The sequence below is a fragment of the Phaeobacter sp. CC-HEC084 genome, from assembly GCF_059429255.1.
In genome coordinates this window covers 2,356,984-2,383,132 of the sequence record NZ_JCAIJQ010000002.1, presented here as the reverse complement: position 1 = coordinate 2,383,132, position 26,149 = coordinate 2,356,984, and the positions used below count along the sequence as shown (strand labels likewise).

Sequence of the window (26,149 nt, the reverse complement as noted above, 5' to 3'; positions counted from 1 at the left end):
GATCAAACCAAGGCACCCGAGGGACCCGCAACCCCCGAACTGCCCCCGTTTTCGGCCCCTGTGTTTCGGCGTGATGTTAGCGGCTTCAGAACGGGTGTTCAGGGTGGATCGGAAGGCCCCCAGTCGATCGCTGGAGGCCACCGCCACAGGTTAGAGCAGGTCGTAGTCCACACCGTTTGCCCAGTGATCCCAGTCGTCGCGCTTGTTATCCGCCGCTGACCCCTCGATCAGATGCTCTGGCCGACAGCACAGTTCGTTGCCGCACCTATGCCGAACCATCGTCGTCGCCCCGATGACCGCCCCGTTGACGACACAGTAGACGAACCTCGCCGCCGCCACCTGCCGCCCTCGGAACCGTATCTTGGGCCGTCCCTGAGTGGCTTTTACCCAGCACCCGTTCTCATCCTCCACCGTCTGCGCTAGGAGGGAGTTGGCCCTCGCAAGGGCCTCCTCGTAGTGATTGTTGATGACGTCCAGCAGCCAAAGCTCGCTATCGTCTTGAAGCTCGAAGTACACATCCTTCATTCGATGATCTCCACTTCTCCGAATGGACCGTTGCCGTCGAGATAGTCGCTGACGCGCACCGGCTCGAAGTCAGGCCCATAGATCTTCCCACGCTCGATCCAGTAGCCAGGCTTGACCCAGATCGCTCGTGCAAAGTCTTTGCCACCCCATTTGACCTTGGTTTTCTCCCATTCGAGGTCATCCATGAGATGCTTGGTTTGGTTCATGTTTGCATTGAGATTCTTACGAACGAACTCAACCACGTCCGCTTCAGGCAGAACAACAAGGCCGGAGTCGTTGAGCAGTTCCTCAAGCTGGTCGACGATGGTCTGGCGGCTAGCTTGCTGAAGCCGCTTCATGATCGGCGTCTGATGGTCAGCGATGTTCAGGCTCTTGGCATTGAAGTTCTCAGGAAGCTCCCGCTGCATCAGCGCGTTATAGAGCCTCGCCACGTTTGCCGGTTCGTCCAAGAACTCATGCACTCGACCAACAAGCGATGAGAACTCATTGGCTCGAGGGCCACCCGACCGGCCATCGTGGTTTACGTCAATGACCAAGTACCGCCGTTCGCCTTCCTCCATCCACGTTGGTGCGTAATTCGAAGTAAACAGGAAACAGCAGCACTGCTTGGCCCGCTCAGCCTCGAGACCTTTCCGTTCGATAAGCACGTGCGGATCGGTGATGAAGGTCTTGATGGCGTTCGCCTGAGTTGACCCTGGTTTGATCTGAGTTTCCTCGCAGATCACCAGCTTGCTCGTGAGAACAGTCGAGTTGAACTGCTGGGTAAGCTTGCTGATGTTGTTCTACGTGACCGAGTTACGGACCCCGAAAAGCTCGGTGAGGATGCGAGAGGTCGTGCTTTTGCCAGTGCCCTTGCCACGTGAGTAGAGGAACGGCGCCCACGCTGGCTTGTCTCCTTCGTTCTGCAGACCCCAAGCCGTCCAGTTCAGGAATGCTTCGCGATCCTGCTCTTTCTGAAAGAACTGATCAAAGAATTCGCCAACGACATCGAGGTCAGCGGAGTTCACCTTGAGGCTCCGGTACTCTGGTTCGCTCCAGGTGTTGGCGGAAACCGTTCCCCGCTTCATAACGATGCGGTTAGGATTGCCCGGTTCGCAGATGGTGGAGCCACTCCAAACCTGAAAGCTGCGCGCCCGGTCAGTGTGCCGTGTGTCGATGAGCAACTTGAACAGCGACTTGAGGATCGCATTGTTTGGAGAAATGTCGGGATGCTCCTCCGCAATCAGGTTCAGGATCTTCGTCTCAACGTCCACGCGAGACAGCGGTGTGCCCAGATGCTCGATGTCGTAGAACTTGTTATCGCGGCGAACGATCTGGCTACCGTAGGCTGCGGCTAGGAATTTAACGTGCTTGATGTCTTCGGTGGTGGGGGCAGTGCGCTTGTTGATTGTCATTATTATTATTCTCCAATCAATCATGCCGCCGACTGATGCTTCATGGCCCTTGGAGAGAGCGAACTTGGGTTGGCTGAGGGCAATGAAATCGGCGAAATATTCGTGTGTTCTCTCCATTAGTGTGCCCTGGAAGAACATAGGAACGAAAATGTGCGCCAAACCCCTTATTTTTATGGTCGAAACGGAGGTTGGAGAGCTACTGCGCAAATTGCTGGGTAAAAGCCACTCAGGGACGGCCCAAAATACGGTTCCGAGGGCGGCAGGTGGCGGCGGCGAGGTTCGTCTACTGTGTCGTCAACGGGGCGGTCATCGGGGCGACGACGATGGTTCGGCATAGGTGCGGCAACGAACTGTGCTGTCGGCCAGAGCATCTGATCGAGGGGTCAGCGGCGGATAACAAGCGCGACGACTGGGATCATTGGGCGAACGGTGTGGACTACGACCTGCTCTAACCTGTGGCGGTGGCCTCCAGCGATCTACTGGGGGCCTTCCGATCCACCCTGAACACCCGTTCTGAAGCCGCTAACATCACGCCGAAACACAGGGGCCGAAAACGGGGGCAGTTCGGGGTTTACGGGTCCCTCGGGTGCCTTGGTTTGATCAGTGAAAGGAAGTTGGCTGGGGTGGTAGGAAGCCTAGCCTTCCGAGTCTTTTCTTCCACTTAGCCGACCCGTCGCCGAACCTGGGGCGGTAACTGGGGCGAAACTCCTTTGCTTGGAAGTTCCAACAGTCTAACCTAGACAGAGGTTTTAGGGAGAAAATTAGTGTCGAAAGATAGCAAGGAATTGGTTACAGCGTCTGGCGCGATCATTGGTGGTGGCGCAGCGGTAGCAGGAGTTTCCCAACTCGGAGTGGTTACCGGACTGGGTGCAACTGGCATAACGTCTGGCCTGGCCACCGTTGGGGCTGCTGTTGGCGGGGGGATGGCCGCTGGCTTGGCCCTAACCGCTGCCGCTCCCGTGCTCGGCGGTTTGTTGGCCTATACAGGATACCGCTATTTCACTGAAGAAGACGAGCCCGCTTCGGAGGAGTGAGCCTGGGGCTAGCCAGCCCTGTCTTCTCTAATTGCATTCAGCTTTTAAGGGATGCAGGAACGTGTGTTCCTCGTTCATGTCTAGCCTTCCCAACGTCTTTTTCGGCTTAGCCGACCCGTCGCCGAACTTGGGGCGGTTTGGTGAGGCCAGGGGCGGAAACCGGGCTGGGGACGGGAAATACTAGGTATTTTCTACAGCAGGGAGGGATCTTAGAGCATTGTTGAACTTTGGCAATAGTTCGCAATAGAACTCTGAAATCTCAGCGCGGAGCTTTTTGACATCCCCTTCATCATAACCTTTTTCGAGAAGCCGTGACATCTGGGCCCGACTTCTTAGAGACTTAGACACAACACGGCTAAATTCTGGAGCAAGGGGGCGGGCCCTTTCAGGTAGTGCTGCGCCGGTTTTGAGTGCGTCGTAGATGTTTTGCCTGTGTTCCTGGTCCCCATGCCCGATGACCATTCTTGCCGAAACGTTTGCCTCTGAAACTTCGACTTCACATAGCAGGACTCTGTTCGAGGGCGTCCAGGAGTTTGCTGAGAGCATACCCTGAATTTGATCCCATTGAACGACAGCAAGCCGAATGAACCGGGCGGATTTAGAATCCCTAGTCATGGTTAACCCTACGAGGTTCTCCTTAAGGGCATCGTTGAGCACCTGAACAGTTTCAGGCTCCGCCATTTGACGTGCTAGGTCATGCGCTGGGTTTGGTCTCCGGTCTGCTAAAAATTCGAGTGCATTCTTATGTTTGGCCCAAATTTTTTCAGCTAGATCTTCAAGTGACTGATCTTCCAAGTATCTTCTCCGCAGCATCTGTGTGTAGGATTCGAGCATCATGCGCGCCTTTTGCTCGCCTATGCGACCGTTATTGGCGGCTTCCAGATTTCGTACCAACGAGGAGAACTCAACATTCACCCAGTTAGGCATGCTGGCGACATCCTCCTTTGCAGTCAGGAAGAAGAAAAAATGCTGCGCTTCTGGCCAAGCCTCGCGGACAGAACCCTCATATTTTTCTAGCTGCCCTTTGCTTTCGCTTGCTTCAACCTTGAGCTCAACAACAAAGACCAGGTCTTCGCTAGCTGACTTACCCGGAAGTCGTAGCAATAGGTCGATATTTCGCCACTCACGTAAAACTTCGATCTCACCCAGATCGGTAAGATGTAATTTCAACAAGAGGGTCAACTCATCTGCAGAAGCGAGAAGCGCTTCCAAAAAAGCTCTTGTGCATGTGTCCTCAAAGCCATGGGGTCGGCGAGGATCGATCAAATCGGCGAGAAAATTCGAATGCCGGATCTCCAATCTGGCCACAGAGAGAGCCTCAAACGGGCAGTATACGTCTAGCTGTTCACTCAGATCAGCAAAGTCGTTTGACTTCATGACCAGGTCCGAAAGCTCGGTTACGTCAATTGGATACGATATGGGTGTACCTCTTCTAGCGCTAGCGGACTTCACAATCATTAAAACCGCAGTGAGCTAATCACTCCGGGGCTGGCTCGACCGGTGGTGATTTCTCTTTTCGGGTAGCACTCCTGCCTACTTGGTACGAAGCTGATGCCTTTGCACTCAGCGCTTTCCAGACACCAATCCAAGCACTGTTCTAGGAGCATATTCTTTATTCCATAAGGAAAGATATCCCCACCGAAAAAGTCAGTATCGTATAGGGGGGCAGCCATTCTAGTTGCAGAGGTAGAGCTCAGGTCGCCTGATACGCCCGAAGGCGGCGACACACTAGAAACCTCACCTGCAGATTGTTTGGCCGCTACATTTTCAGGCAGTTCTGGAGTTGTTTTGAAGGTTTCCTCTGAAGATGAGCCTTGCATACTGCCTGTGCTGAACTCTTCTGTTACACCGTAAAAAAAGCCGATAGTGAAGTCCCGGAGCGTAGGGAAAAAGAGGATGATAAATAGAACGATACCGATGATCTTGAAGGTGCTAAGACCGCTGCCGGAAGCTACCTTTGGCTCTTTGGTTGCGCACTCATGGCAGAACCATGACATTACTTTCCTTTGGTAGGTCCGCTGTCCGGTATTGAAAATTGTGTTCCGAACCTTCTTTCCACTTGTCTTGTCGCCTAACATTGCTCCGGCAATGGTAGCAGCGCTGACGCTGTTGCGGCCTTTTGCAACATCTACATACCGAGTGCGCTGGATCATGTTAGGCTGAATATCTGTCCAGCCACACCTCCAGCATGTCTTTTTCGCGTAGGCCAAATGGATACTCCAAATATACGGGCGTGGAACTTCACCCCGGAACGTCAACATTTTCTCACCAGAATAGTAAATTATGTTGGGAGGCCAAGGCTTTTCGCCTCACTATAGCCGTTCGCCACCTCCAATCAAAAACCGAGCCCTTTGATGCATCTAAAATAGAAGCAATCACAGGAGCTTGACCAATGAAACACCTTCGCACCCTCGGCAATGCTGCCGGGGGTTTTCTGTCTAACCCGCCCCCTAAGGCTGTCCTGACCACGGTCTTCTGGATCGCCTCCCGCTCTCACCCTGCTGTCGCGGCGCTGACCCTGATCGTGGTCGTCTATGTCTGGAGCAGGAGCGATGACTGAGCTGCAGCCCGACGACATCGTGGTCATCCGCGCTGACGAGGACTGGCCCGAGCATCTGTTCCGGGTCGACTACGTCTTCGATGACTGCGTGGGCGGCTACAGCCTGACGGGACCGCTGGCCGGTGAGTACGGCGAACCCGAGTTTGACCTGATCCTTCGGGTCCACCCCCAAACACCTAAGAAATAAGGAGGAGACGCATGTCTGCTCAGATACGTTATGCGTACCTGAAGGGCCATACTTGGCTGTTCAGACGCCACTACCCCAAGGACGTTGCACTGGTTCTCGGTCAGCCGGTCCTGAAGCAATCGTTGAAGACCCGTGACACTTCCGTAGCCCGCGTCCGGGCCGCTGAGTTGAACGCCCGCTTTGAGACCCAGGTTTCAGAGGTTCGCTCAGGGGCAGAAACAGCCCTCTCAGGCGGCCAGAGGTCTCCTGGATGGGCCGACAACCCGACGACCGCTCTTGATCACCTACGGGCCACTCTGGAGCACTCAGGAGTCACCGAGGCGCCGGAGTTCCACCGTGTCGTAACCCCGACCAAGGTTTCAGTCGTAGACCAGAGCAGAGCCTACCTTCACGCCCGCTGCAAGGAGCTTCGGCCCGGTGGGTTCAAGTCGGTGCGCTACTCGGTCGAACTGTTCGCTAGCCGATACGGCGACCGGTCGGTCTGCAGTCTGACCCGCGATGATGGGCGGGAGTTCCTTGGTGCCATCGCCAAGCTGTCTCCGCTGATCGGACGATCGGAGAAGACACAGGGGCTGAGCCTCGACCGGGCGCTGGCGTTCTCTGAGGGCGGGACGGTCAAGATCACGGTGCGAACCCAGAAGCGGATCTGGTCACAAGTGAACCACTGGCTCGACTGGTGCGTCTACGAGGGACAACTGGAGACCAACCCCTTCAGGTCCGTCAGGTTCGATCAGAAGGTCCGTCCTCGCCCCTATGCCGTTCCGACCGATGAGGAAGTCTCTCAGCTGTTGGCGGCGCGGGACCCGTTAAACCCGGTGCTGTTGACCTGCCTGTTATCAGGAATGCGGGCCGGGGAAGCGGTCGGGCTGTTGAGGGAAGATCTGGTAGCCAAGGGCAACCTCGGGTGTTTCGTCCATGTTCGCCCCAATGAACTACGCTTACTGAAGACCGATGCGGCGGAGCGGCTGGTTCCTGTTCACCCTATCCTGGACGAGGTGTTTCGAGAGTTACCGTCAGCGGGGCTTCTGTTTCCTGATCTGACGGTCGGCCATGTCACCAAGGGGTTTGCGGCCCTTCGACGGCGGCTGGGTCTTGAGCGTCCCGGACTGGTGTTCCACTCCACCCGAAAGTGGTTCGTGACCCAGTGCGAGCGCACCGGTGTTCCTGAGCACTGGACGGCTAGCCTTGTAGGTCATCAGTCGGCTCGGTCTGAGAACGGGCTGACCTATGGGATCTACGCCGCTGGCATAAGTGACGAGCAGAAGCGGTCGATCGTCGATCAGATGAGGCTGCCGGGATGACGATACCTGACATTGACGACTTCGAGGAGAGGGCCGCTATCGCTGAATACGATGGCGGCCTTTCTCGTAGGGCGGCTGAGGACGTCGCAGCCCGGTCTCAAGGCTTCGCCGACGCTGCGGCCTACTGGGCTTGGCTGGCGGAATACGTGCTGACCCGGAAAGTCCCATAAACAACCCCGGCTGGCTTCGTGCTTGCCGGGGCTTCCACTTTGCTTTTTTTTCGGAGTTCGCGTTTAGCTAAAATAACCCTTGCAAACTGATATCGATAACGGTACGTAACCCGCCCTCCCCGCCCGGAGGATCAACAATAACAATAACAAGGAGCCCGTACCGATCTTGGATTTCACCGTCTGCCTTCGCTACGGGGGCCAAAGAGAGGAAATTTCATGACCACTCAACTTGATGCCGCATTCGAAATCATCGCCGTCGACGGTAGCCAGGCCTACTTTCTGGACCCTGCCCACTACGGAGTTGACCAGTTCGAAGAGTTCGAGACCCACTCAGGCGTAAGTCTGGATGACCTCGACCATGCCGACCGAACCGAGACTACGGTGTTCATCCCCGCCGATGGTCGCCACTACACCGTCGGTCGACTGCACAGCTGATAGCTGAAGGGAAACTGAAGCCCTTTGCTTGCTAACTAAACCTTGGCTCACCTCTGTCCTCAGGATGGCGGTGGGCCTTTCTCCTTCAGAATAAGCCGATCCCCGACAGCCAGACGGCCCACTGAGAGGATAACATTCAAGGATCGCTCAACGCTCTCCCGAGCTTCAAGAACTGACTAAGTTTGGCATCATCCATTTGACCTACCAGGGTGCTCAGCTGGAGCAGCAGTGCCTGCCGTTCTTCCGGCAGATTAACGTCCTCGAACTCGAAAAAGGCCCTCATGGGCATGCCGAGTACATCAGAAATATCTGAGAGCGTTGAGAAACTAGGGGCAGTTTTTCCTCTTTCGATGTTCGAAATCGTCTCAAATGCTTTGTCTATGGCTTCTGCTAGCTCAGCCTGAGTGAGACCCCTCTGAAGTCTCTCGGACTTTACCCGCTTCCCGATGTTTCGTTTCAACTGCTCACTCATGACTCGAATTATAGAGACGGGCAAAACCCTTTCCCATGAACTCAAGTTTCGATATTTGTTGCCTTAATCGTCTTCTAGAGCCGAGTTGAGTCTTCACCCGCTTCAAAACTACGCGGCGCAACAGGACAAAAAACTGGGCAGGTTTTCGGCTCGAGAAATCATTGAACGAGGAAGCTCATGCAAAGCACTTTTAAGATCATATTTTGGGCTGGACTGGCCGGATGTGTTGCTTGGTTCTGGTACGCGGTGTTCCAGCCGGTAACCGCATTCGTCGAAGCTGTCGGCGTGTCTGCTGGCACCCTACTGCTGATCGGAGCAGCGGGATTGCTGTTTTTCTGGATCCCTCAGACCTTTGATCTGGGCAAGGCGAACACGGCAGCTCAGCAAGCGGTGGCCGGGGCGAACGCGGCAAAGAGAGAGATACTGGCGAGGGCGAAACCCTGGCACTGGTTGGCGGCTCTCGGCGTGGTCGCGGTTTTCATCGCTGGCTGGTACACGATGAAATCTGCGGAACAGGCCAAGGCTGTCCAAGCATATCTGACCGCTCACATACGGTCTCAGTGCGCTTCGTGGATCAATGGCGAGTTCAACAATGGGAGAACACTAAATCCTGCCAAAGCCTATGAAAGCTGGGAAAAGAACGGGCAGGTAGTGGTCGACGTGGGCTGGAAGGAAAGCCGGTCCAGCAAGTCCAGAAACTCCCGGTTATGCGTCTACGATCCCTCGACTGGCCGGATGCGATCACCCGGAGCCTTTGGCCGTGAGCGCTGGGAGAAGTACTGACCTAGGCCAATTACAAAACCAAATGAACCACATGCAATCCCTACAGGGTAATCAGAATTTCCGATGGTGGGGGTTGCAAAAGGCGACATAGGGGCTTCAATCTTACGCAGAGCAAAGGGATTTGCCTCGCTTCACTATTGAATTTGCAAGTGGCATTGGGAGAGAAAGATGAAAGTTACCGGCGTAGCGCCCGATACAGGTGAACAGATGTTCACTCAGATACCGGATGCCAACAGCGAAAGCATTCAATGGCTTGGTCAGCTGGGCTTGAAATCCCATGATATTAAAGCGAAAATCGAGACACTGGATATTTCAGCAGATGCCAAGGTAATCCTGTTGCAACTGGCAACCAAGGTGGTCAAGGTTGGCGATGCCGTCATCAAAATCGGCCAGAAGGTGCTTGAGGTCGTCTTCACGGTCATTTCGCGCTACCCGAACACGACCTTCGGCATAGTGTTTGGTGCAATTGCCGGAACCCTGATTTCCAGTATCCCGATTATTGGCTTTGTTCTCGGGCCCTTGGTTTCTCCTATCTTGCTACTCTTGGGGATCGTTCTGGGTGCCAAGACCGACTTTCTTGAAGCCGCGATGGAAGCCAGGATCAAGTCATATCTTGAGCCATTCAGCGTCCTAAAGGCATGAAGAGGATGGGAAACGACCGCGCACTTGCCGACCGGCTCAATCATGTTGATGTCGTTGTCTCTGACCCGTTCCGTTTCAAAGCTCGGCTAGAGATCGGGGAGAAAGCCTTCCAGACGCTAACCCTGCGCAACAAGGCATTCGAGTTTTGGGACTTGGCGGGGATGGCTATGACCGGCGCACAAGTGGCCAAATCCGCCACTATCGCTTCCGCTTTCTTTTCGACTACTTCCGGCGGCTTTCTAGGTTTTTTCGCCACCACGACCGCCTTTACGCCTATCGGCTGGGTGATCGCTGCAGGTCTTGCGTCTGGAGGAGCCTACTACGGGATCGTGCGCCTGATGAAAGGGCTCGATGATGAGCGGGTAGAAGTCGTACCAAAGTTCATCAACACCCCCCTTGATGTGCTTGCTGCTTCACTTCTTGACTTAATTGCTCCCTTGGCTCTGAAAGTCGCCGCAGCCGACGGGAAGACACTCGAGGAAGAGCTGGAAGTCATTCGCTCATATTTCGTTGAGGGCTGGGGGTTTAACCCTGAATACGTTGAGGTTGCCCTACAGATATTCTCTGCAAAACTTGACGAGTTGTCTCTTCGCGATCTGACAGAGGAACTGCGTAAGTTCACGTTGGAGAGCCGAGACTGCAATCATAAGAGGGTTCGCGAAAAGATTATCCAATTGCTCCGAGAGATTGCCGAAGCTGATGGGCAGATCCATGAGCTAGAGGAACTGATGATCCAGCATGTAGCTGAGTTTCTGCCAAAAGATCCTTGGTTTCAAATACCTAAGCTAGATGGACTTCATAGTCTGCCCAAGCTTCCAGGAATAAAGAACCGAACCTAACCTCAATATAGTGCCTCCGGGCGGGTCGTTAGCCGCGTTCCGCCCCAGCAACCGCCCCAAGTTCGGCGACGGGTCGGCTAAGCCGAAAAAGACGTTGGGAAGGCTAGACATGAACGAGGAACACACGTTCCTGCATCCCTTAAAAGCTGAATGCAATTAGAGAAGACAGGGCTGGCTAGCCCCAGGCTCACTCCTCCGAAGCGGGCTCGTCTTCTTCAGTGAAATAGCGGTATCCTGTATAGGCCAACAAACCGCCGAGCACGGGAGCGGCAGCGGTTAGGGCCAAGCCAGCGGCCATCCCCCCGCCAACAGCAGCCCCAACGGTGGCCAGGCCAGACGTTATGCCAGTTGCACCCAGTCCGGTAACCACTCCGAGTTGGGAAACTCCTGCTACCGCTGCGCCACCACCAATGATCGCGCCAGACGCTGTAACCAATTCCTTGCTATCTTTCGACACTAATTTTCTCCCCAAAACCTCTGTTAGGTTAGACTGTTGGAACTTCCAAGCAAAGGAGTTTCGCCCCAGTTACCGCCCCAGGTTCGGCGACGGGTCGGCTAAGTGGAAGAAAAGACTCGGAAGGCTAGGCTTCCTACCACCCCAGCCATCGGCCCTTTCCCGACAGATTAAGTACTCGGCTCATCCGTTAAGCCCCAAATCGCCACGGTTACGGTCCCGGTTTTTTGGGGAGTGTCGAGCAGGGGCGCGCTGTTGCAACGGTTTGGCGCGCTGCGAACCGACCCTGGCCCTGTCATGGGCTAGCACTCTTGCCCGTTGATCCGACCGCATCGCGTTTAAGCTGATCCCGCTCCCGTAATGCGTTCGTAAAATAATAGAAAATTGCATATTTTTAATGGATTTCATTTAGTGAGAGATTGGTGGCCTCGCTTGGGGCCGAATCTTTTAATGTTTTCAGTGGTTGCGAGGCTGTTATGATAAAGGAGCACGAAGAGGCGCTGTCGAAGTTTGGCTTTGATGAAGTCGTGAAAAAATATCTGATTGAGGGCGGAGAATTGGTTGTTCCGCTGTTGCCTCAGGTTTTGGATCGTTTTTATGGTGTCGTAATGGATGATCCCGAAATGGCGCGTTTTTTTCCAAATCAGGAATTGATGGATCAGGCGAAGCTTGGGCAGCAAAAACACTGGGAGATGTTGTTGTCGGGCGCGTTTAGCGAAGAGTATTTTGCAAGTGCCTATCGGATCGGCCGAATCCACCCCCGCATCGGCTTGCCATTTTTGTTCTATCTTTCCGGCTATGCGCAGGCGGTTTCGCACATTCAGGAGCTTCTTCTGGAGCGGAACCAGGGTATTTTAGGTCTGTTTAGAAGGCACAATGTTCCAAAGATCATAAGCGCCCTGACTCGTGCCTTTTCGCTGGACACCCATCTGGTTCTGGATGCGCATTTTTCTGCCGAAAAGGAAGAGCAGGAAACGGCTTTTGCGCATCTGACGGCGGGTATCGACCGGATGGCGGCGCGGGATCTGACACAGCTTATCCCCGGGCCGGAGGCAAGCGACTACCCTGAGCGCTACGATCCGGTGCGCAAGGCCTTCAATGGGTTGATCTGTACTCAGCGTGATGTGCTGCATACCATCCAGGATGCGGCCTCCCGGTTGAACATTCGCGCCAGTGAGGTGGTCCAGTCGGCAGAGGATCTGTCACAGCGTACGGAATCCCAGGCAGCGACCTTGGAAGAAACAGCGGCTGCGGTCGAGCAGATTACCGTGAGCATGCATGCGTCGGCCGATGCGACATCGGAAACCACCAAGATCGTCCATAGCACCAGAGACGGGGCCGCGCGCGGGGGCGAGGTGGTTCAGAGCGCCATTCGAAAGATGCAGGATATCGAGGATTCATCGCATCAGATTTCGCAGATCATCAATGTGATCGATGATATCGCCTTTCAGACCAACCTGCTGGCACTGAATGCCGGGGTGGAGGCCGCAAGGGCGGGGGAAACCGGCAAAGGCTTTGCCGTGGTTGCCTCTGAAGTGCGAGCGCTGGCGCAAAGGTCAGCGGATTCTGCAAATGAAATCAAATCACTGATCAATGTCAGTGCGGGCCACGTGGAGGGGGGAGTGACGCTGGTTAATGATACCGGCGAGGCTTTGACCATGATCCGCGGTGATATTGGCCGGACGGTCGAGTTGACGTCGGAAGTCGCCAACTCAGCGCAGCAGCAATCCACTGGTCTTGGTGAAATCAACGTCGGTGTGTCGCAACTGGATCAGGTGACGCAGCAGAATGCGGCAATGGCGGAACAGGTGACGGCGGCGGCGCTCTCCATGACCGAGGACGTCGGCAGGCTGAACACGCTGATTGGATCCTTTGATATCGGAAGGCCGACAATCGGTTGCGCTGAGGCAGATGCCATGCCGGAGAGCACCTCTGCTGCCAATTTGCGGGCTGGTTGAAGCCTGCTCAGAGCTGCTAACCGGTAACGACAGCCTGAACGGTGGGGCGGGACAGACCCGCCCGCGAACCCTGCTGAGCCTCCCGCTATAGGGCGACGTTCCTAGTCGTCTTCTTCCTCGGGGCGCTGTTTGATTGTGAAATGTATCGTGGTGCCGACGTCGGTATCGGCGGCGCACCAGATTTCCCCATCATGGCGTTCGGCGATCTTGCGACAGGTGGCAAGGCCAAGCCCGGTGCCAGGCAATTCTTCGGTTTGCTGCAGGCGGCGGAAGGGTTCGAAGATTTTGTCGCGGAAATCTTCAGGCACCCCGACGCCATTGTCCGCTACCGTGAACTGGATCCCGTTTGGAATTTCGGCGGCAGAGACTGAAATGACCGGGCTGGAAGGGCCAGCGTATTTGATCGAGTTCCCGATCAGGTTCTGCAGCAGCTGCGCGACCTGCGGCGCGATGCAATCCACCGACAGCCCGTTGGCCTTCCAACGCACCTCGGCGCCGCTTTCCGAAATATCCTTGGCCAGAGCCATCTGGGCGCGTTCAAAAAGGTTTTCCACGGACACCTTCTCCTGGTTGGAGGGGCCATTCAGGTTGATGTGGCTGGCAAGACTTTCGATCAGCTCGGACATGCGCCTTACCGAAAGTTTCATCATTTCGAATTCCCGGGCAACCTCATCCATATTGCCGCTCTCGAAATCCTCGATGATCTGTTCGCTCAGAAACTCGATGGCTCGGACGGGAGCCCGCAGGTCATGCACCAGAACATCCGAAAACAGGCTCAGCTCCTGCCGGTGTTCTTCCAGTTTCCAGCGCATCTTGGAGAGCTTTATGCCGTTTTCGATCATCCGGTTCAGCGCCGTTTCGGTCATGATCGATTTTGGAATGTAATCCGAGGCGCCTTGCAGAATGGCGCTCTTGGCGATTTCCTCGTCTCCTTGGCCGGTCATCAGGAAAATCGTCGCCTTTGGCCATGTCTTTGAAAAATGTTCCAGAAGCTCCAGGCCGGACATGCCGGGCAGCAGGTAGTCCAGGAAAATGACATCGATGTTGTCATCCGTGTAATCCAGCGCCGCCTGTCCGTTGCTTGCTTCCCGGAATGACCGCTTTCCCGCCGGAGCCCGCAGCAGCCTTCGGACCAGCTTGCGATCACCCTCATCATCGTCCACGATCATAATGTCGAGCATTTGAAAATTTTCCTTTTGTGCCTGCTCTAAATTTCCGGAATTTCGACGACGCGCCAATAGTTGTCCAAGGTTGTCATCAGATCCAAGAACATATGTCCGGCGCGGGCTTTGACAATATAACCTGCAACATTGTTCAGATAGGCCATTTCAATATCACGTTCATCATCCGATGTGGTCAACATAAAAATAAGCGTTTTGCGAAGCTGAGGGTCCTCTCTAATTTTGCCCAGTAATTCTAAACCATTCATGCGCGGCATATTAATGTCGCATAAAACGACAAAGGTTTTGGGGGGTGTAGTTTCCAGATTTCCACGCAAAAACGCGAGCGCCTCTACCCCATCTTTGAAACGTGTAATCGGATTTGCAATCTTCGCTTTTTTAAAGGCGCGTCGCAAGGCTTTGGCGTCGCCATCATCGTCTTCGACTAGCACGATATTAAGCGCTTTTTCGGATTGGAGGGCGACGGTGTTCATATCAATTCTCCAACGATGTGGTGTCCGGCCCGGTGGGCCAGTGCAGGATAAAGGTTGTGCCGGATTTGCCGTCCGAGTCGATCTTGATCGTGGCGCCGACCAGCCCGGCATGTTTCTTGACGAAGGCGAGCCCCATGCCGCTGGTTTCGACCTCGTCACGGGGTTTCAGGGTCTGGAATATTTCGAATACCTTCTCCTGGTATTCCTGCGGAATGCCGGGGCCATCGTCGGCGACCCGGAACTCAATCTCTTCGGGGCGGTGCGTCAGGTCTATCCAGACGTGCCCATCGGATTTGTCATGATGCCGTATGGCATTGCTGATCAGGTTGAGGAGAACAATCTGCAAGGGAAGGCGCTGAACCTTGATCTGGTCGAACGCGTCGCAGAACTGCACTGTGAGGCCCTCGGGTATGTCCAGAAGGTCTGTCAGCTCCTCGCGCAACTCGGCTCCGGTCACGGAGGTGCTGCTCGCCTTTTCCCGGCCAATCCTGGAATGCTGCAACAGATCGTCCAGCAACCGCTCCATTCTGGTGGCGCGGTTTTGCAGCAGGTCCAGGCTTTCCTGGGTGTCTTCGGTCAGATGCGGGGCAAGATCTTCGGCCAGCCAGGAAGCGGCATTGTTGATCACCCGCAGTGGTGCCTTGAGATCGTGCGACGCGACGTAGGCGAATTGGTCCAGTTCCGCATTGGAACGTTTCAGGGCGCTGATGAGGCTGTTCACCTTTTCATCGGCGGCCTTTTGCGGGGAGATGTCGCGGATCATCCCGATGTATCTTGATCCGCCGGAATAGACTGCGTGGCTGACCGCAATGCCAAGCGGGATCTGGCTGCCATCCTTGCGGACGCCGAAGATTTCGCGGTTCTTGGCCATCTGTTTAGGGTGCCCGGTGAGCAGGGAGCGCGCCACGTGAAGATGGTGTATGTTCGCGTCTGCTGTGGGCATCAGCATGGTCACGTTCTGGCCCACGACCTCTTGCGCGGTATAGCCGAACAACTCTTCCGCAGCAGGGTTCATATCCTCGACTGTGCCATCGGCATCGATGGTGATGATCCCGTCCGCCGCGCCGTTGAGGATGGCATCCAGGCGGTTTGCCTCCTCAATTCTGGTATTGATCATTTCCGAAAAGCTGAGCGCGAGATCGGAAACCTCATCATTGCGGCTGGTTTCGAAATCCACCGGTTCCGCGCTTTGAATCTTGCTGCGGATTTCGTGGTTGAGCCGGGTCAGGGGGGAGAGCAGGCGCGATGCGGGAAAGGAGGCCGCTAGCGCTGCCATCGCGGCCAGCAGCATCGACAGGCCGGCGGTTGCGCGCAGCTCCTGAAATGCGGGGGCAATCAGGATCTCATGCGGGGCGATGGTCAGAATGTTCAGCCGGAACGGCGTCGCGTTCTGTTGTCCCAGCACGGCCGAGAGATATCCCATGTCATTTGATCCGGTTTCAAAAAACGGTCCTTCATCGTTGGACGTAAGCCGGTCGGAGTAGGGCGGTGGCTGCCAGTCCGGATCCTGATGAAAGGCGAGTGGAGAGCTTTGGGCCTCGCCGTGATAGGAGATGTAATCGAAGTTGTTGCTGACCGCGTAGACCTGAAATCCGGGGGCAACAGAGAGTTCGGCGCTCTGCAGCAGGGGTTCAGCGTCGGCGTTGATGACGATCGCACCAAAGATGTCCCCGTCGCTGTCCTGCAGCGGTCGAACCACCCGGATGGTGGGCGGCCCAACGACGCGGCCGTTTTCCCGGTTATAGGTTACTTCTGAAAAATACACCTCGCTGACGCCACGTTCTTTGATGGGCTGCAGATAGGGCTCATTTCCCTTGATCTGGAGTTCGCCAGCGGGGACGACGATCAGCTCTTCGTCAATGCGGTTGACCCGCACCAGTTCCTTCCAGTTACCTTCTTTCACCAAGAGCCGGACTTGCGAATATTTCGGCCTTGTCCCCAGGAATTTCAGGAAAATGTCCGATACGCTCTCGGTCCAACCCTCGGTGGATCGGGCAGCGCTGGCCCCCGGAGCTTTGGGTTGTTTGTCGCTGAACCACACCGCGCTGGGTTGTGTGGCCGTGGGTGGTGTCACTGTGGTCTCGGTCTGGTCGGGCGCAGGGGCAGTGGCTTTCCGCGTCAGCCCTGCGAGGCCGACCGCTTGCGGGACAGAGGCGAGAATTCCGGTATCCAGCTCCATCATGTAGAGCACGCTGTCGATCCGCTGTGCGTAGATGTCGCCGGCCCGCTTCATGCGTTCGCGGGTGGCTGTTTTTACCGTTTCCAAGGAGTGGAAATAGCCATAGGCGGAAAAGATCGTCAGTGCCAGCCCAGTGGACAACAGGACAACCAGGGCTATCCGCGTTCGCAGTGTGACGCGCCTACGGTGTGGCATCAGGGCTCTCGTTCGTTAGCTTATGTCTCGCGTTGGTCGCTCCGGGAATTGTATCCGGGCAAACGGGTGTTTATCGGCCAGGTACCGCCTTGGCACTGCACTGCAGGCGCGCAAGAATCCAAATTAGCGGAACAGGGCTTGATGCATATTATTTGCTGATCAAGGGCCGCTTGCGCACGGGTACGCCGCGGGCTGCAGCCACCACGCTCACCAGATCATCGACGAGTACCGTCAGATCCTTGCAGCCACGTTCCAGCAGCGTGAAATTCGACAGGATGACCGGATCCAGGGTCTGGTCTGCTTTCTCGATCGCCTTCAGGCCGCGCAGGGTGGCCAGGGTCTTGCTCAGGATCTCACGCATTTCCGGGCCGCAGGTCAGCATGAACCGCTCGATCACTTCGCCAACCGAGCGCTGGAAGGCCTGTGCTCCTGACAGGGCGGAAAACAAAATGCGCCGCTCGATTGCGGATGTCACGGATTTGATCAGCGCTGACACTGTCAGCTCTTCCTTGACGATGTAATCCGCGCAGCCGTTTCGCATCGCCTCGACCGCGGTATGGTGGGAGGTGACGCTGGTCAGCATGATTGGGATTGCGTCGGCCTGGTCTTCATGGGCGATCAGCGCCTTCAGCGCATCCAGCCCGGTTTCCATGCCCAGATTATGATCAAGGAACACAATATCGAATGTGTTCTGGTCCAGTTCTCGGCGCATGTCGGCGACGGTCGCGACCTCTGTGAACTCGATCTGCAGTCCTGCCTTCTTGCAGGTTTTGATCAAGCGCAATCGGTCGATCGGATCGTCATCCAAAGTCAGCGCAGTCAAAGGTTGCTGTGCTTCCTGAGGGACTTCCTCAGGAACTGTGGAACTGATGGTTTCTTCGTCAATGTCATTCGTCATACCGGATCACCTTCTAACTAACATCGGGGATCTATGGCACTTCAGATCGCCCGGGAGTGGGCTTGGCCGACGTTCAACCCCTGACACACATTGGGGTACCCTGTCACTATTCGCCACAGTGGCTAACAATCTGTAAAACGCGCTGCGGCGGCGGGTGGCCGTAAGCAGGGTATTCTGGAGGGGTTTTCGCTGCAGGGCAGTAGATTTTCCTATCCATTTTTTTGACAATTGGCAGGGCATTGAAATCGCTCAAATTATTCGCGTTTAAGGGGAGGGTGCGGGCTTTGTGTCGCGTCAGAAGCCGCGCATCCCGAAGGTTCTAGGCGCCATTTGATGATAGAGCATCAGCAAAGTTTAGGTGGCGCAAAAACTGCAATAAAAATGGTGGTTTGCGGGAGTTTTATCTTGGGCCGGCGAAGGAAAATCAGACAGGAATTTTGACCTTTTGGTATCTCTTACTGGGCTGGCGCATGGCACGCCGCGCCGGACAGGATATCCAGCCGGGCAGGGGGAGAGAATGACCGGTGTGAACCGGTGGCTTCTGCGGTAGGTTGTGCGTTGCCATCGTGGCGCTCACGATCAATTTGTGGCTTTGCTGCCGCTGTGTAGGCAAGGATAGTCGGCGGCTGGACTTTGACCTTTCACTGGACAACGGCCATTGGTACGTTCTGCACAATAACAAAAACCGAGGCAGGCAAGAGCAATGAAAACGGGCTTTACTGGCACGTTTGTCATTTCTTGGTCGCAAACAGAATTGGACGGTCTGGCGTCCGCGCCGACCGATGCCCTGAGGATCGGGGCGGCCTGGTCGTGGCATGGGAACAGCCTGCGCCTGGACGGGCCGACAGAGTTGTTGCGTCTGGAAGTGGCAGAGGGTGAAACGGATCTGCGGCGCAGGGCCGCGCGGTCGGTGCGCAGGCTGGTGGGCGCTGCCCTGGACACCGGCGCAGTCCCTGAAGCAGTGGATCAGGCGGATGCGGTTCCGGACAGGGGCTTTGTCGTCACCGATGGGATCCGTCAATACACCGCAACGCTGATCGATGTCGGGGCTGGCAGGCTGCCGCTGCTGATGTTTGTGGATGAGCTGCCGCCGTGGGATGCGGAGCTGTGGGTTGTGCACCTTTCACTGAATGTGGGGCAGAGGGCGCAGCCACAGAATGGCGCCGACACAGGACTGATCTGTTTTACACCCGGGACCCTGATCGACACGCCGGGCGGGACATGTCCGGTTGAACGGCTCAGCCCGGGTGATCTGGTACAGACCCGTGACAACGGTCCCCAGGCAATCCGCTGGATCGGTTCGCGCCGGATGAGCGGTGCCCGCCTGTTCGTCTACCCCGCGCTGCGTCCGGTGCGTGTGCGCGCTGGGGCGCTGGCGTTGGACCGCCCCGAAGAAGACCTTCTGGTCTCCCCGGAACACCGCCTGTTGCTGCGGGGCAGGCGCGTGCAAGCGCTGTTCAACACGCCCGAAGTGCTGGTAGCGGCGCGGGACCTGATCAACGGGACCAGCGTTGCCCCGGATACCCAGCTGCGCGAAGTGACCTATATTCACCTGTTGTTCGAAGAGCATCAGGTGCTCTGGGCAAATGGCGTGGAAAGCGAAAGCTTTCATCCCGCCAACGCCTCCCTTACAACCTTGTCAAAGAGTGATCGGCAGCGGCTGCTGACCCTGTTGCCGGGGGTTGATGAAAATCCGCTCGGCTATGGGGCCTTTGCCCGACGCAACCTGACCGCATCTGAGGCCGCAATTCTGCGGCACGAGGCGGCCTAGGCCGTTTCGCTCCTTGAATGGCAGAAACCGTTGTCCACAGGTGTTGACACGGGCGGGGCTGGCTGTATAAGCGCGGCTTCATTGGTGTTGGTGGCCCCCGCAAGGGGATCCCTGTCATGCCGCAAGGCAAGAGGACAACGCCCTTTATAGCCGCCGTTTGCCCGGCTGCGTTCTGGCTGATCTGGTTTGCTGGCCTTGCGCCCGCAATCCGAAAAGTGGGAACCGGTTTTCGGATCAAATTGCGGAGCCATAAATAAAGGAGATCAGCCGTGACCAAACGCACGTCTGCCAAGTACAAAATCGACCGCCGCATGGGCGAAAACATCTGGGGCCGTCCGAAGTCCCCGGTCAACCGTCGTGAATATGGCCCCGGCCAGCACGGTCAGCGCCGCAAGGGCAAACTGTCCGATTTCGGCATCCAGCTGCGCGCCAAGCAGAAGCTGAAAGGCTACTACGGCGACCTGACCGAAAAGCAATTCCGCCGCATCTACGGTGAAGCCGAGCGTGTCAAAGGCGACACCGGTGAAAACCTGATCGGTCTGCTGGAGCGCCGCCTGGACGCCGTCGTCTACCGCGCCAAGTTCGTGCCGACCGTCTTTGCTGCCCGTCAGTTCGTCAACCACGGCCACGTTCTGGTCAACGGCCAGCGCGTCAACATTCCCTCCTACCGTGTGAAAGAGGGTGACGTGATCGAGGTCCGCGACAAGTCCAAGCAACTGGCTGTCCTGCTGGAAGCCACTCAGCTGGCCGAGCGCGACGTTCCGGATTACATCGAAGCCGACCACTCCAAAATGAAAGCCACCTTCGTGCGCACCCCCTCCTTGGGCGATGTGCCGTACCCGGTGATGATGGAGCCGAACCTGGTCGTCGAATTCTACGCCAAAAACTAAGTCGGATCCCTTTCGGGATTTGCGCAGGGGCTGCCTTCGGGCGGCTCCTTTTCCATTTTGGCAGTCGTTGCGACCCGCCGCTACCAATTTCACGCGGCGAAATGGTGCTGAGCGGCCGATTCTCATTTGTCTATTTGGCGTATCCAGTTGTAGGCTTGGGGCCGAGCATTGGGAATGCGCAGCCCATCAGACTGAGGTGACCAAGATGAGAACAGTATTCGGCACGTTTCTGGCCGCAGCTTCAATGACACTGGCAACGGCCTTGGCAGCTGCGCCTGTCAAGCTGCAACCAGCAGATCCGCAGCCGGGTAGCGTCCGCTCCGGTCTTGCTGTGCGTTATGCCTATCCGCAGGACGTACGCACCCTGTCCGAGGCTTCGGCGGCGTTGAAACAGGGATCCGAAGCCGGGCGCCCGCTGAAAGGCCTTGATCATCGGGATACTAACGAAGGCGACATCACCCTAACGTCGAAACAGGCCCAGCACGTGGTAGCCCGGATCACCGGCTATGTCCGCTTTGACAAGCCCGGCGTCTACAATATCGATTTCCTGACCAATGACGGGCTACGGGCGAAAATCGGCGGGCAGATCGTTGGTCAGTTCGATGGGCGGCAGACCTGCGACAGCACCGTCATGACCGAGGTCGAAGTGCCGGTGGCTGGATGGTATCCGCTGGATGCCTTGTATTTTCAGCGCCTTGGCACGGCTTGCCTTCACATGCGCATGGGCGCGGAAGGCGCACGGATGAAGTGGATGCCTGACGCCGCCTTCGGCCACTGATCGCACCGGGCCCTTCCTGCCTTCCTGCGCCCCGATCGATCACCCTGGTGAGTCACAGGGGCAGGGGGCGTCCTTCGGCGATGGCTTCCATCGCGAAATAGGAGGTGACGCTGTCCAGCTCCACCCCCGCGATCAGGCGCTGGTAGACCTTGTCGTAGCTGGTCATGTCTTCGGTAACAACTTTCAGTTGATAGTCGTAATCACCGCCGATGCGATGAAAATCCACCACTTCGGGAATGGTCAGAACGTGCCTGCGGAAGGTCTCCAGCCAGTCCGCAGAATGGTGGCGCGTGCGCAGCATGACAAAGACCACCAGATCCAGTCCCAGTTTCGCGCGGTCAATCCGCGCGGTTGCCCCCTGTAGCACGCCGTTGTCATTCAGCGCCTTTAGCCGCCGCCAGCAGGCGTTCTGCGACAGGCCAACTTTTTCGGCGAGTTCCCGTTGTGACAGGCTGGCATCCCCCTGAAGGCAGCGCAGGATGGCGCGATCAATATGATCTAGATTGTTAGTCATTTAGCGATCATATGACACAAATTTGCGTGCCATCAACCAAAATTAGGCGGAGTATTTCCAGCTCCAGAGGGTCAAGTTTCTGTGGTGAAGAGCGGAGAAACAGATGACCCTTGCCACCATAAAACAAACCCTGAAGGATGCGGCCCGCGAAGGGCGTCTGGCAGATGAGCTGATCGGTGAGGGCGTGCAGATCCCTGGCGCCGATGGAATGGTGCCGCTGGTCTACGCCGATTATGTCGCCTCCGGCCGGGCGTTGCGGTCGGTCGAGGATTTCATCGTTTCCGATGTTCTTCCATTTTACGCCAATTCCCATACCGAGGCCTCTTATTGCGGCGCCCATATGACCCGCCTGCGTCGCGCCGCGCGCGCGGAAATCGCGCGGATCACCGGGGCAAAACAGGAGGACGCGGTGATCTTTGCCGGGTCAGGGGCCACTGCCGGTCTCAACCGGCTGGTCAGCCTGCTGGGCGTGAATGAGGCTCGCGCGCCAGTGGTCTTTATCGGCCCTTATGAACACCACTCCAATATTCTGCCCTGGCGGGAGAGCCGCGCAACAGTCGTGGAGATCCCCGAAGCGGCGGGGGGCGGGCCTGATCTGGAGGTCCTCCAGGTGGCGTTGAGCGAATATGCCGCCTGCGATCTGAAGATCGGCAGTTTTTCGGCGGCCTCGAATGTGACCGGCATCCTGACCGATGCGGATGCGGTCAGTGATCTGCTGCATGCCCATGGCGCGCTTGCGGTTTGGGACTACGCCGGGGGCGGGCCCTATCTGCCGATCGACATGGGCGGCAAGGGGGGCGCGCGCAAGGATGCCGTGGTCGTCTCACCGCACAAGTTTCCCGGTGGACCCGGTGCATCGGGCGTGCTGATCGTGAATGGCACTGCGGTGCGCCGCAAATGCCCTTCTTGGCCCGGGGGCGGCACGGTCAGCTTTGTCTCGCCTTGGGATCATGCCTACAGCGCGGATCTGGCTGCGCGTGAAGAGGCGGGAACACCGAACGTGATCGGTGATATTCGCGCCGCGCTGGCGTTTCTGGTCAAGGAAGCCGTGGGTGAAGCTGAAATCGCCCGCCGGGAGGCCCGCTTCGGCGCCATGGCGCGGGAGGGCTGGCAGGGCAATCCGCAGCTGACCCTTTTGGGCCATCCGACTGCGCCGCGCCTGCCGGTGTTTTCCTTCACCGTCCGGGGGGCTTCGGGGCGACCCGTGCATCAGCAGCTGTTCACCCGGATGCTGAGCGACTTTTATGGCATTCAAGCGCGGGGCGGCTGCGCCTGTGCAGGTCCCTATGCGCATCGGCTTCTGGATATCGATGCGCAGGATTCAAACGCGCTGTTCGCGGATCTTCAGGCCGGAAAGGAGCTGCGCAAACCCGGCTGGGTGCGGCTGAATTTTTCCTACCTGATGCGGGATGAAACCGCGCGATACATCATCGACAGCGTCAATGATCTGGCTCTTCGGGCCGAGGATCTGGCTGCGCGATATGAGGCGGACCCGGCGACCGCGCGGTTCCAGCCAAGGGCAGCCTGATCAGGCCAGGGTCGGCGGCCACAGGACGACAGGCGGCGCAAAAAGCGCACTGCGTCTGTTGAGGGCATCTTGCGGCTTTTCGATTGCGTTGTGCGCGGGTATGAACGGGGTGGAACCAAGGAGTCCCTCTTATGACCCAGATCACACCGCAGCCTGGAATTATGGACATCGCCCTTTATCAGGGTGGGGCTGCCCATGTGGATGGGGTGAGCAACACGGTAAAGCTCTCCTCGAATGAGAACCCTCTCGGCCCCAGCCCGCGCGCCATCGAAGCGATGCGCGAGGCTGCGGCGACGATGCATCGCTATCCGAGCTCGGATCATGCTGAGCTGCGCGCCGCCATTGGTGAGGTGCATGGGCTGGACCCGGCGCAGATCATCTGCGGTGCTGGCAGCGACGAGATCATCGCCTTTCTGTGTCAGGCCTATGTGGGGCCGGGGGACGAGGTGCTTTATACCGAGCACGGTTTTGCCATGTATCGCATCAGCGCGCAGGCGGCAGGGGCGACCCCGGTCGAGGTCCGTGAGAATGAGCGGGTGACCGATGTTGACGCCTTGCTTGCGGGCTGCACCGAGCGAACCAAGCTGGTGTTCATCGCCAACCCCAACAACCCCACGGGCACCATGATCGGCGCGGCCGATGTGGCGCGTCTGGCCGATGGCCTGCCAAAGGGGGCGCTGCTGGTGCTGGATGGCGCCTATGCCGAATATGTCGAAGGCTTCGATGCAGGCGCTTCGCTGGTGGCTGAGCGTGACAATGTCTTCATGACCCGCACCTTCTCCAAGATCTACGGGCTGGGTGGTGCGCGCATCGGCTGGGGCTATGGCCCGCAGGAAATCATCAATGTTCTGAACCGCCTGCGTGGACCGTTCAACGTCTCGACCACCGCGCTGGCTGCGGCCGAGGCTTCGGTGCGGGATACCGATTATGTCGACCGCTGCCGCGCGGAAAACGCCAAATGGCGCGGTTGGCTGGCCGAGGCACTGGCTGAACTCGGGGTGCCCTCGGATACCTCCTGCACAAATTTTATCCTCGCGCGCTTTGCCAGCCAAGCTGAGGCTGAGGCCTGTGATGATTACCTCAAGGCGCAGGGGCTGATCGTTCGGCGGGTGGCGGGCTACAACCTGCCCAATGCGCTGCGCATCACCATCGGCGACGAGGCCGCCTGCCGCGCCGTTGCTGCCGCGGTCAAGGCCTTCAAAGCCGGGCAGGGCGCAGCATGAGCGCGCCAGTCTACAACCGTGTCGCGCTGATCGGGCTGGGGCTGATCGCCTCTTCGATGTTCTGGGCGATGAAGCGGGCCGGTCTGGCGGGTGAGGTCACGGGCTATGCTCGCAGCGCCGAAACCCGGGACACTGCCCGGCGCATCGGGCTGTGTGATCGCGTCTGTGACAGCGCCGCTGAGGCTGCGCAGGGCGCCGATCTGGTGGTCCTTTGTGTGCCGGTCGGCGCCATGGGCGCGGTGATGCAGGATATTGCGAGCGTGCTGAAACCCGGCGCCACGGTGTCTGATGTCGGCTCGGTGAAGGCCCATGTGATCGAGGCTGTCGCGCCGCATATCCCCGATGGCGTGCATTTCGTCCCGGCGCACCCTTTGGCGGGGACTGAGCATTCCGGGCCCGAGGCAGGCTTTGCCGAACTGTTTGATAATCGGTGGAGCCTTCTGGTTCCCGTCGAAGGCACCGACCCCGATGCCGTGCAGCGCCTGCGTGACCTCTGGGAGGGGATGGGCGCCAATGTCGATGAGATGGATGCGGATCACCACGATCTGGTGCTGGCTGTCACCAGCCACGCGCCGCACCTTATTGCCTATACCATGGTGGGGGTTGCTGACGATTTGCGCCGCGTGACCGACAGCGAGGTGATCAAATACTCGGCTGCTGGTTTCCGGGACTTTACCCGGATCGCGGCCTCGGACCCGACCATGTGGCGCGATGTGTTCCTGACCAACAAGGACGCGACGCTGGAAATCCTGGGCCGTTTCACCGAGGAGCTTTTCGCCCTGCAAAGGGCGATCCGCACCGGCGACGGGGAGCATCTGCACCAATATTTCACCCGCACCCGCGCCATCCGCCGCGGGATCATCGAGGCCGGGCAGGATACGGATGCACCGGATTTCGGACGGGCAAAGAAGACATGATCGCCCGGGCTGCTTTTGCGCTGGGCCTTTTGTTGGCCGATGCCGCCGCTGCGACGGCGCCCGAGGCGTCCCTGCGTCCGGCCGGGCGCCCGGCAGGCATTGCAGCCTCACCGGGCCCCGAACTTGATGTCTCTACCTTGGCTGGGCCCGAGCTGATGAGGCCACAAGGGCGGCCGATGTCAGAGCAAACCTTAGCCGTGGCGGCGCTGGGTGTGGTCACGTTGCCCGATGTCGGGCCGGGCAGTTCGTTGCGCCCCAGCTTGCGCCCCGATGCCATTGTTCAGCAGGTGCTGTTCAAGCGGCGCAAGCTGCGTAAAACCTCGGTCTGCGGCGATATTGATATTCAGGGAGAGCCGGTTGGCTCTGTCGTCGGCTCTCTACCGGGCTGCGGTGCGAAATCGGCGGTCCGGGTGTCCTCGGTCGCGGGTGTGCAGCTTAGCAAGAAATCGGTGATGACCTGCGATATGGCGAAATCGCTGAACCGCTGGGTCGAACGGGACGTGGAAAAGGCATTTGGCCGCCGCAACCGCGTAGTGTCGCTGCGGGTGGCTGCGCATTATTCCTGCCGCACCCGCAACAACCGCCCAGGCGCGCGCATCTCGGAGCATGGCAAGGGCAAGGCGATCGATATTTCCGGCTTCACCCTGGAAGATGGTGAGACGATCACCGTTCTGGAAGGCTGGCAGAAGCGGCGCACCCGCAGAAAACTGCGCAAGATCTGGAAGGCGGCTTGTGGGCCCTTTGGCACAGTACTAGGGCCTGACGCGGATCGCTATCACAAGGATCACTTCCATCTGGATGTGGCGCGCCACCGGGGGGGAGCCTACTGCCGCTGACCGGGTCAGACC

The 26,149-nt window shown here is 57.6% G+C and carries 28 protein-coding genes; 17 read left to right on the top strand and 11 right to left on the bottom strand.

Annotated elements, in window-relative coordinates; translation table 11 throughout:
- Positions 1 to 150: 150 nt before the first annotated feature.
- The 3 genes from AC5SSZ_RS11615 to AC5SSZ_RS11605 are packed head-to-tail and all read right to left on the bottom strand — an operon-like array spanning position 151 to position 2,036.
- Positions 151 to 525, bottom strand: coding sequence for an HNH endonuclease (locus tag AC5SSZ_RS11615; RefSeq protein ID WP_495438263.1), 375 nt, complete (start codon positions 523 to 525; stop codon positions 151 to 153).
- Entirely contained in the window at positions 522 to 1,301 is a 780-nt protein-coding gene (locus tag AC5SSZ_RS11610) for a DUF5906 domain-containing protein (RefSeq protein ID WP_495438341.1), read from the bottom strand. The genes AC5SSZ_RS11615 and AC5SSZ_RS11610 overlap by 4 nt, the downstream gene beginning before the upstream one ends.
- Positions 1,302 to 1,307: 6 nt before the next feature.
- Entirely contained in the window at positions 1,308 to 2,036 is a 729-nt protein-coding gene (locus AC5SSZ_RS11605) for a hypothetical protein (RefSeq protein WP_495438262.1), read from the bottom strand.
- Positions 2,037 to 2,182: 146 nt separating this feature from the next.
- Here AC5SSZ_RS11605 and AC5SSZ_RS11600 point away from each other — a divergent pair, with 146 nt between their 5' ends.
- Positions 2,183 to 2,371: an HNH endonuclease gene (locus tag AC5SSZ_RS11600; protein ID WP_495438261.1), complete on the top strand. Its 189-nt coding sequence runs from the start codon at positions 2,183 to 2,185 to the stop codon at positions 2,369 to 2,371.
- Positions 2,372 to 3,133: 762 nt separating this feature from the next.
- Here AC5SSZ_RS11600 and AC5SSZ_RS11595 read toward each other — a convergent pair.
- Positions 3,134 to 4,330: a PDDEXK-like family protein gene (locus tag AC5SSZ_RS11595; protein ID WP_495438260.1), complete on the bottom strand. Its 1,197-nt coding sequence runs from the start codon at positions 4,328 to 4,330 to the stop codon at positions 3,134 to 3,136.
- A gap of 80 nt (positions 4,331 to 4,410) precedes the next feature.
- Positions 4,411 to 5,106 carry a PAN/Apple domain-containing protein gene (locus AC5SSZ_RS11590; RefSeq protein ID WP_495438259.1) on the bottom strand — a complete coding sequence of 232 codons (696 nt, stop codon included), beginning with the start codon at positions 5,104 to 5,106 and terminating at the stop codon, positions 4,411 to 4,413.
- A 239-nt stretch (positions 5,107 to 5,345) separates the two neighbouring features.
- Between AC5SSZ_RS11590 and AC5SSZ_RS11585 the strand changes: the two genes are divergently transcribed.
- From AC5SSZ_RS11585 to AC5SSZ_RS11565, 5 genes are all read left to right on the top strand, one after another.
- Positions 5,346 to 5,513: a hypothetical protein gene (locus AC5SSZ_RS11585; protein ID WP_495438258.1), complete on the top strand. Its 168-nt coding sequence runs from the start codon at positions 5,346 to 5,348 to the stop codon at positions 5,511 to 5,513.
- Positions 5,506 to 5,700, top strand: coding sequence for a hypothetical protein (locus tag AC5SSZ_RS11580; RefSeq protein ID WP_495438257.1), 195 nt, complete (start codon positions 5,506 to 5,508; stop codon positions 5,698 to 5,700). Before AC5SSZ_RS11585 ends, AC5SSZ_RS11580 begins: the two co-directional genes overlap by 8 nt.
- A gap of 11 nt (positions 5,701 to 5,711) precedes the next feature.
- Positions 5,712 to 7,001, top strand: coding sequence for a DUF6538 domain-containing protein (locus AC5SSZ_RS11575; RefSeq protein ID WP_495438256.1), 1,290 nt, complete (start codon positions 5,712 to 5,714; stop codon positions 6,999 to 7,001).
- A complete protein-coding gene (locus AC5SSZ_RS11570; RefSeq protein WP_495438255.1) occupies positions 6,998 to 7,171 on the top strand; it encodes a hypothetical protein in 174 nt (57 codons plus the stop codon). Before AC5SSZ_RS11575 ends, AC5SSZ_RS11570 begins: the two co-directional genes overlap by 4 nt.
- Positions 7,172 to 7,387: 216 nt before the next feature.
- Complete coding sequence (locus tag AC5SSZ_RS11565; protein ID WP_495438254.1) at positions 7,388 to 7,606, top strand: hypothetical protein; 219 nt, start codon at positions 7,388 to 7,390, stop codon at positions 7,604 to 7,606.
- Between the two features lie 136 nt (positions 7,607 to 7,742).
- Here AC5SSZ_RS11565 and AC5SSZ_RS11560 read toward each other — a convergent pair whose 3' ends face one another.
- Positions 7,743 to 8,078: a helix-turn-helix domain-containing protein gene (locus tag AC5SSZ_RS11560; RefSeq protein ID WP_495438253.1), complete on the bottom strand. Its 336-nt coding sequence runs from the start codon at positions 8,076 to 8,078 to the stop codon at positions 7,743 to 7,745.
- Positions 8,079 to 8,255: 177 nt separating this feature from the next.
- On the opposite strand from AC5SSZ_RS11560, the gene AC5SSZ_RS11555 reads away from it, so the two are divergent.
- The 4 genes from AC5SSZ_RS11555 (at position 8,256) to AC5SSZ_RS11540 (ending at position 12,754) form a co-directional block, all read left to right on the top strand.
- On the top strand, positions 8,256 to 8,861 hold the full coding sequence (locus tag AC5SSZ_RS11555) for a hypothetical protein (protein ID WP_495438252.1): 606 nt from the start codon (positions 8,256 to 8,258) through the stop codon (positions 8,859 to 8,861).
- A gap of 168 nt (positions 8,862 to 9,029) precedes the next feature.
- Positions 9,030 to 9,503, top strand: coding sequence for a hypothetical protein (locus AC5SSZ_RS11550; RefSeq protein ID WP_495438251.1), 474 nt, complete (start codon positions 9,030 to 9,032; stop codon positions 9,501 to 9,503).
- A gap of 5 nt (positions 9,504 to 9,508) precedes the next feature.
- Positions 9,509 to 10,342, top strand: a complete 834-nt coding sequence (locus AC5SSZ_RS11545; RefSeq protein ID WP_495438250.1) for a tellurite resistance TerB family protein — start codon at positions 9,509 to 9,511, stop codon at positions 10,340 to 10,342.
- Between the two features lie 930 nt (positions 10,343 to 11,272).
- Positions 11,273 to 12,754 carry a methyl-accepting chemotaxis protein gene (locus AC5SSZ_RS11540; protein WP_495438249.1) on the top strand — a complete coding sequence of 494 codons (1,482 nt, stop codon included), beginning with the start codon at positions 11,273 to 11,275 and terminating at the stop codon, positions 12,752 to 12,754.
- Between the two features lie 101 nt (positions 12,755 to 12,855).
- Here the strand turns inward: AC5SSZ_RS11540 and AC5SSZ_RS11535 are convergent, their stop codons facing one another.
- From AC5SSZ_RS11535 to AC5SSZ_RS11520, 4 genes are all read right to left on the bottom strand, one after another.
- Positions 12,856 to 13,935: a sensor histidine kinase gene (locus AC5SSZ_RS11535; protein WP_274830177.1), complete on the bottom strand. Its 1,080-nt coding sequence runs from the start codon at positions 13,933 to 13,935 to the stop codon at positions 12,856 to 12,858.
- Positions 13,936 to 13,961: 26 nt separating this feature from the next.
- Complete coding sequence (locus AC5SSZ_RS11530; RefSeq protein WP_065272853.1) at positions 13,962 to 14,408, bottom strand: response regulator; 447 nt, start codon at positions 14,406 to 14,408, stop codon at positions 13,962 to 13,964.
- Position 14,409: 1 nt separating this feature from the next.
- Complete coding sequence (locus AC5SSZ_RS11525; protein ID WP_495438248.1) at positions 14,410 to 16,782, bottom strand: sensor histidine kinase; 2,373 nt, start codon at positions 16,780 to 16,782, stop codon at positions 14,410 to 14,412.
- 148 nt (positions 16,783 to 16,930) lie between these two features.
- Complete coding sequence (locus tag AC5SSZ_RS11520; RefSeq protein ID WP_274830175.1) at positions 16,931 to 17,680, bottom strand: response regulator; 750 nt, start codon at positions 17,678 to 17,680, stop codon at positions 16,931 to 16,933.
- A gap of 703 nt (positions 17,681 to 18,383) precedes the next feature.
- Between AC5SSZ_RS11520 and AC5SSZ_RS11515 the strand changes: the two genes are divergently transcribed.
- The 3 genes from AC5SSZ_RS11515 (at position 18,384) to AC5SSZ_RS11505 (ending at position 21,119) form a co-directional block, all read left to right on the top strand.
- Complete coding sequence (locus tag AC5SSZ_RS11515) at positions 18,384 to 19,451, top strand: Hint domain-containing protein (RefSeq protein ID WP_495438247.1); 1,068 nt, start codon at positions 18,384 to 18,386, stop codon at positions 19,449 to 19,451.
- A 269-nt stretch (positions 19,452 to 19,720) separates the two neighbouring features.
- On the top strand, positions 19,721 to 20,341 hold the full coding sequence (gene rpsD / locus AC5SSZ_RS11510) for a 30S ribosomal protein S4 (protein WP_065272856.1): 621 nt from the start codon (positions 19,721 to 19,723) through the stop codon (positions 20,339 to 20,341).
- Positions 20,342 to 20,546: 205 nt separating this feature from the next.
- Complete coding sequence (locus AC5SSZ_RS11505; protein WP_065272857.1) at positions 20,547 to 21,119, top strand: PA14 domain-containing protein; 573 nt, start codon at positions 20,547 to 20,549, stop codon at positions 21,117 to 21,119.
- 52 nt (positions 21,120 to 21,171) lie between these two features.
- On the opposite strand, the gene AC5SSZ_RS11500 is transcribed toward AC5SSZ_RS11505, so the two are convergent.
- A complete protein-coding gene (locus tag AC5SSZ_RS11500) occupies positions 21,172 to 21,633 on the bottom strand; it encodes an Lrp/AsnC family transcriptional regulator (protein ID WP_369001911.1) in 462 nt (153 codons plus the stop codon).
- 103 nt (positions 21,634 to 21,736) lie between these two features.
- On the opposite strand from AC5SSZ_RS11500, the gene AC5SSZ_RS11495 reads away from it, so the two are divergent.
- The 4 genes from AC5SSZ_RS11495 (at position 21,737) to AC5SSZ_RS11480 (ending at position 26,137) form a co-directional block, all read left to right on the top strand.
- Positions 21,737 to 23,161 carry an aminotransferase class V-fold PLP-dependent enzyme gene (locus AC5SSZ_RS11495; RefSeq protein ID WP_495438246.1) on the top strand — a complete coding sequence of 475 codons (1,425 nt, stop codon included), beginning with the start codon at positions 21,737 to 21,739 and terminating at the stop codon, positions 23,159 to 23,161.
- 131 nt (positions 23,162 to 23,292) lie between these two features.
- Positions 23,293 to 24,384, top strand: a complete 1,092-nt coding sequence (gene hisC, locus AC5SSZ_RS11490) for a histidinol-phosphate transaminase (protein ID WP_495438245.1) — start codon at positions 23,293 to 23,295, stop codon at positions 24,382 to 24,384.
- A complete protein-coding gene (locus AC5SSZ_RS11485; protein ID WP_495438244.1) occupies positions 24,381 to 25,301 on the top strand; it encodes a prephenate/arogenate dehydrogenase family protein in 921 nt (306 codons plus the stop codon). The genes hisC and AC5SSZ_RS11485 overlap by 4 nt, the downstream gene beginning before the upstream one ends.
- Positions 25,298 to 26,137, top strand: a complete 840-nt coding sequence (locus tag AC5SSZ_RS11480) for an extensin-like domain-containing protein (RefSeq protein WP_495438243.1) — start codon at positions 25,298 to 25,300, stop codon at positions 26,135 to 26,137. Before AC5SSZ_RS11485 ends, AC5SSZ_RS11480 begins: the two co-directional genes overlap by 4 nt.
- Positions 26,138 to 26,149 lie beyond the last annotated feature (12 nt).

Coding starts and splice junctions, on each gene's coding strand:
- AC5SSZ_RS11615 (WP_495438263.1), bottom strand. CDS start 525: ATGAAGGATGTGTACTTCGAGCTTCAAGACGATAGCGAGCTTTGGCTG.
- AC5SSZ_RS11605 (WP_495438262.1), bottom strand. CDS start 2,036: ATGGAGAGAACACACGAATATTTCGCCGATTTCATTGCCCTCAGCCAA.
- AC5SSZ_RS11595 (WP_495438260.1), bottom strand. CDS start 4,330: ATGAAGTCAAACGACTTTGCTGATCTGAGTGAACAGCTAGACGTATAC.
- AC5SSZ_RS11590 (WP_495438259.1), bottom strand. CDS start 5,106: ATGATCCAGCGCACTCGGTATGTAGATGTTGCAAAAGGCCGCAACAGC.
- AC5SSZ_RS11585 (WP_495438258.1), top strand. CDS start 5,346: ATGAAACACCTTCGCACCCTCGGCAATGCTGCCGGGGGTTTTCTGTCT.
- AC5SSZ_RS11580 (WP_495438257.1), top strand. CDS start 5,506: ATGACTGAGCTGCAGCCCGACGACATCGTGGTCATCCGCGCTGACGAG.
- AC5SSZ_RS11575 (WP_495438256.1), top strand. CDS start 5,712: ATGTCTGCTCAGATACGTTATGCGTACCTGAAGGGCCATACTTGGCTG.
- AC5SSZ_RS11570 (WP_495438255.1), top strand. CDS start 6,998: ATGACGATACCTGACATTGACGACTTCGAGGAGAGGGCCGCTATCGCT.
- AC5SSZ_RS11565 (WP_495438254.1), top strand. CDS start 7,388: ATGACCACTCAACTTGATGCCGCATTCGAAATCATCGCCGTCGACGGT.
- AC5SSZ_RS11560 (WP_495438253.1), bottom strand. CDS start 8,078: ATGAGTGAGCAGTTGAAACGAAACATCGGGAAGCGGGTAAAGTCCGAG.
- AC5SSZ_RS11555 (WP_495438252.1), top strand. CDS start 8,256: ATGCAAAGCACTTTTAAGATCATATTTTGGGCTGGACTGGCCGGATGT.
- AC5SSZ_RS11550 (WP_495438251.1), top strand. CDS start 9,030: ATGAAAGTTACCGGCGTAGCGCCCGATACAGGTGAACAGATGTTCACT.
- AC5SSZ_RS11545 (WP_495438250.1), top strand. CDS start 9,509: ATGGGAAACGACCGCGCACTTGCCGACCGGCTCAATCATGTTGATGTC.
- AC5SSZ_RS11540 (WP_495438249.1), top strand. CDS start 11,273: ATGATAAAGGAGCACGAAGAGGCGCTGTCGAAGTTTGGCTTTGATGAA.
- AC5SSZ_RS11535 (WP_274830177.1), bottom strand. CDS start 13,935: ATGCTCGACATTATGATCGTGGACGATGATGAGGGTGATCGCAAGCTG.
- AC5SSZ_RS11530 (WP_065272853.1), bottom strand. CDS start 14,408: ATGAACACCGTCGCCCTCCAATCCGAAAAAGCGCTTAATATCGTGCTA.
- AC5SSZ_RS11525 (WP_495438248.1), bottom strand. CDS start 16,782: ATGCCACACCGTAGGCGCGTCACACTGCGAACGCGGATAGCCCTGGTT.
- AC5SSZ_RS11520 (WP_274830175.1), bottom strand. CDS start 17,680: ATGACGAATGACATTGACGAAGAAACCATCAGTTCCACAGTTCCTGAG.
- AC5SSZ_RS11515 (WP_495438247.1), top strand. CDS start 18,384: ATGAAAACGGGCTTTACTGGCACGTTTGTCATTTCTTGGTCGCAAACA.
- AC5SSZ_RS11505 (WP_065272857.1), top strand. CDS start 20,547: ATGAGAACAGTATTCGGCACGTTTCTGGCCGCAGCTTCAATGACACTG.
- AC5SSZ_RS11500 (WP_369001911.1), bottom strand. CDS start 21,633: ATGACTAACAATCTAGATCATATTGATCGCGCCATCCTGCGCTGCCTT.
- AC5SSZ_RS11495 (WP_495438246.1), top strand. CDS start 21,737: ATGACCCTTGCCACCATAAAACAAACCCTGAAGGATGCGGCCCGCGAA.
- hisC (WP_495438245.1), top strand. CDS start 23,293: ATGACCCAGATCACACCGCAGCCTGGAATTATGGACATCGCCCTTTAT.
- AC5SSZ_RS11485 (WP_495438244.1), top strand. CDS start 24,381: ATGAGCGCGCCAGTCTACAACCGTGTCGCGCTGATCGGGCTGGGGCTG.
- AC5SSZ_RS11480 (WP_495438243.1), top strand. CDS start 25,298: ATGATCGCCCGGGCTGCTTTTGCGCTGGGCCTTTTGTTGGCCGATGCC.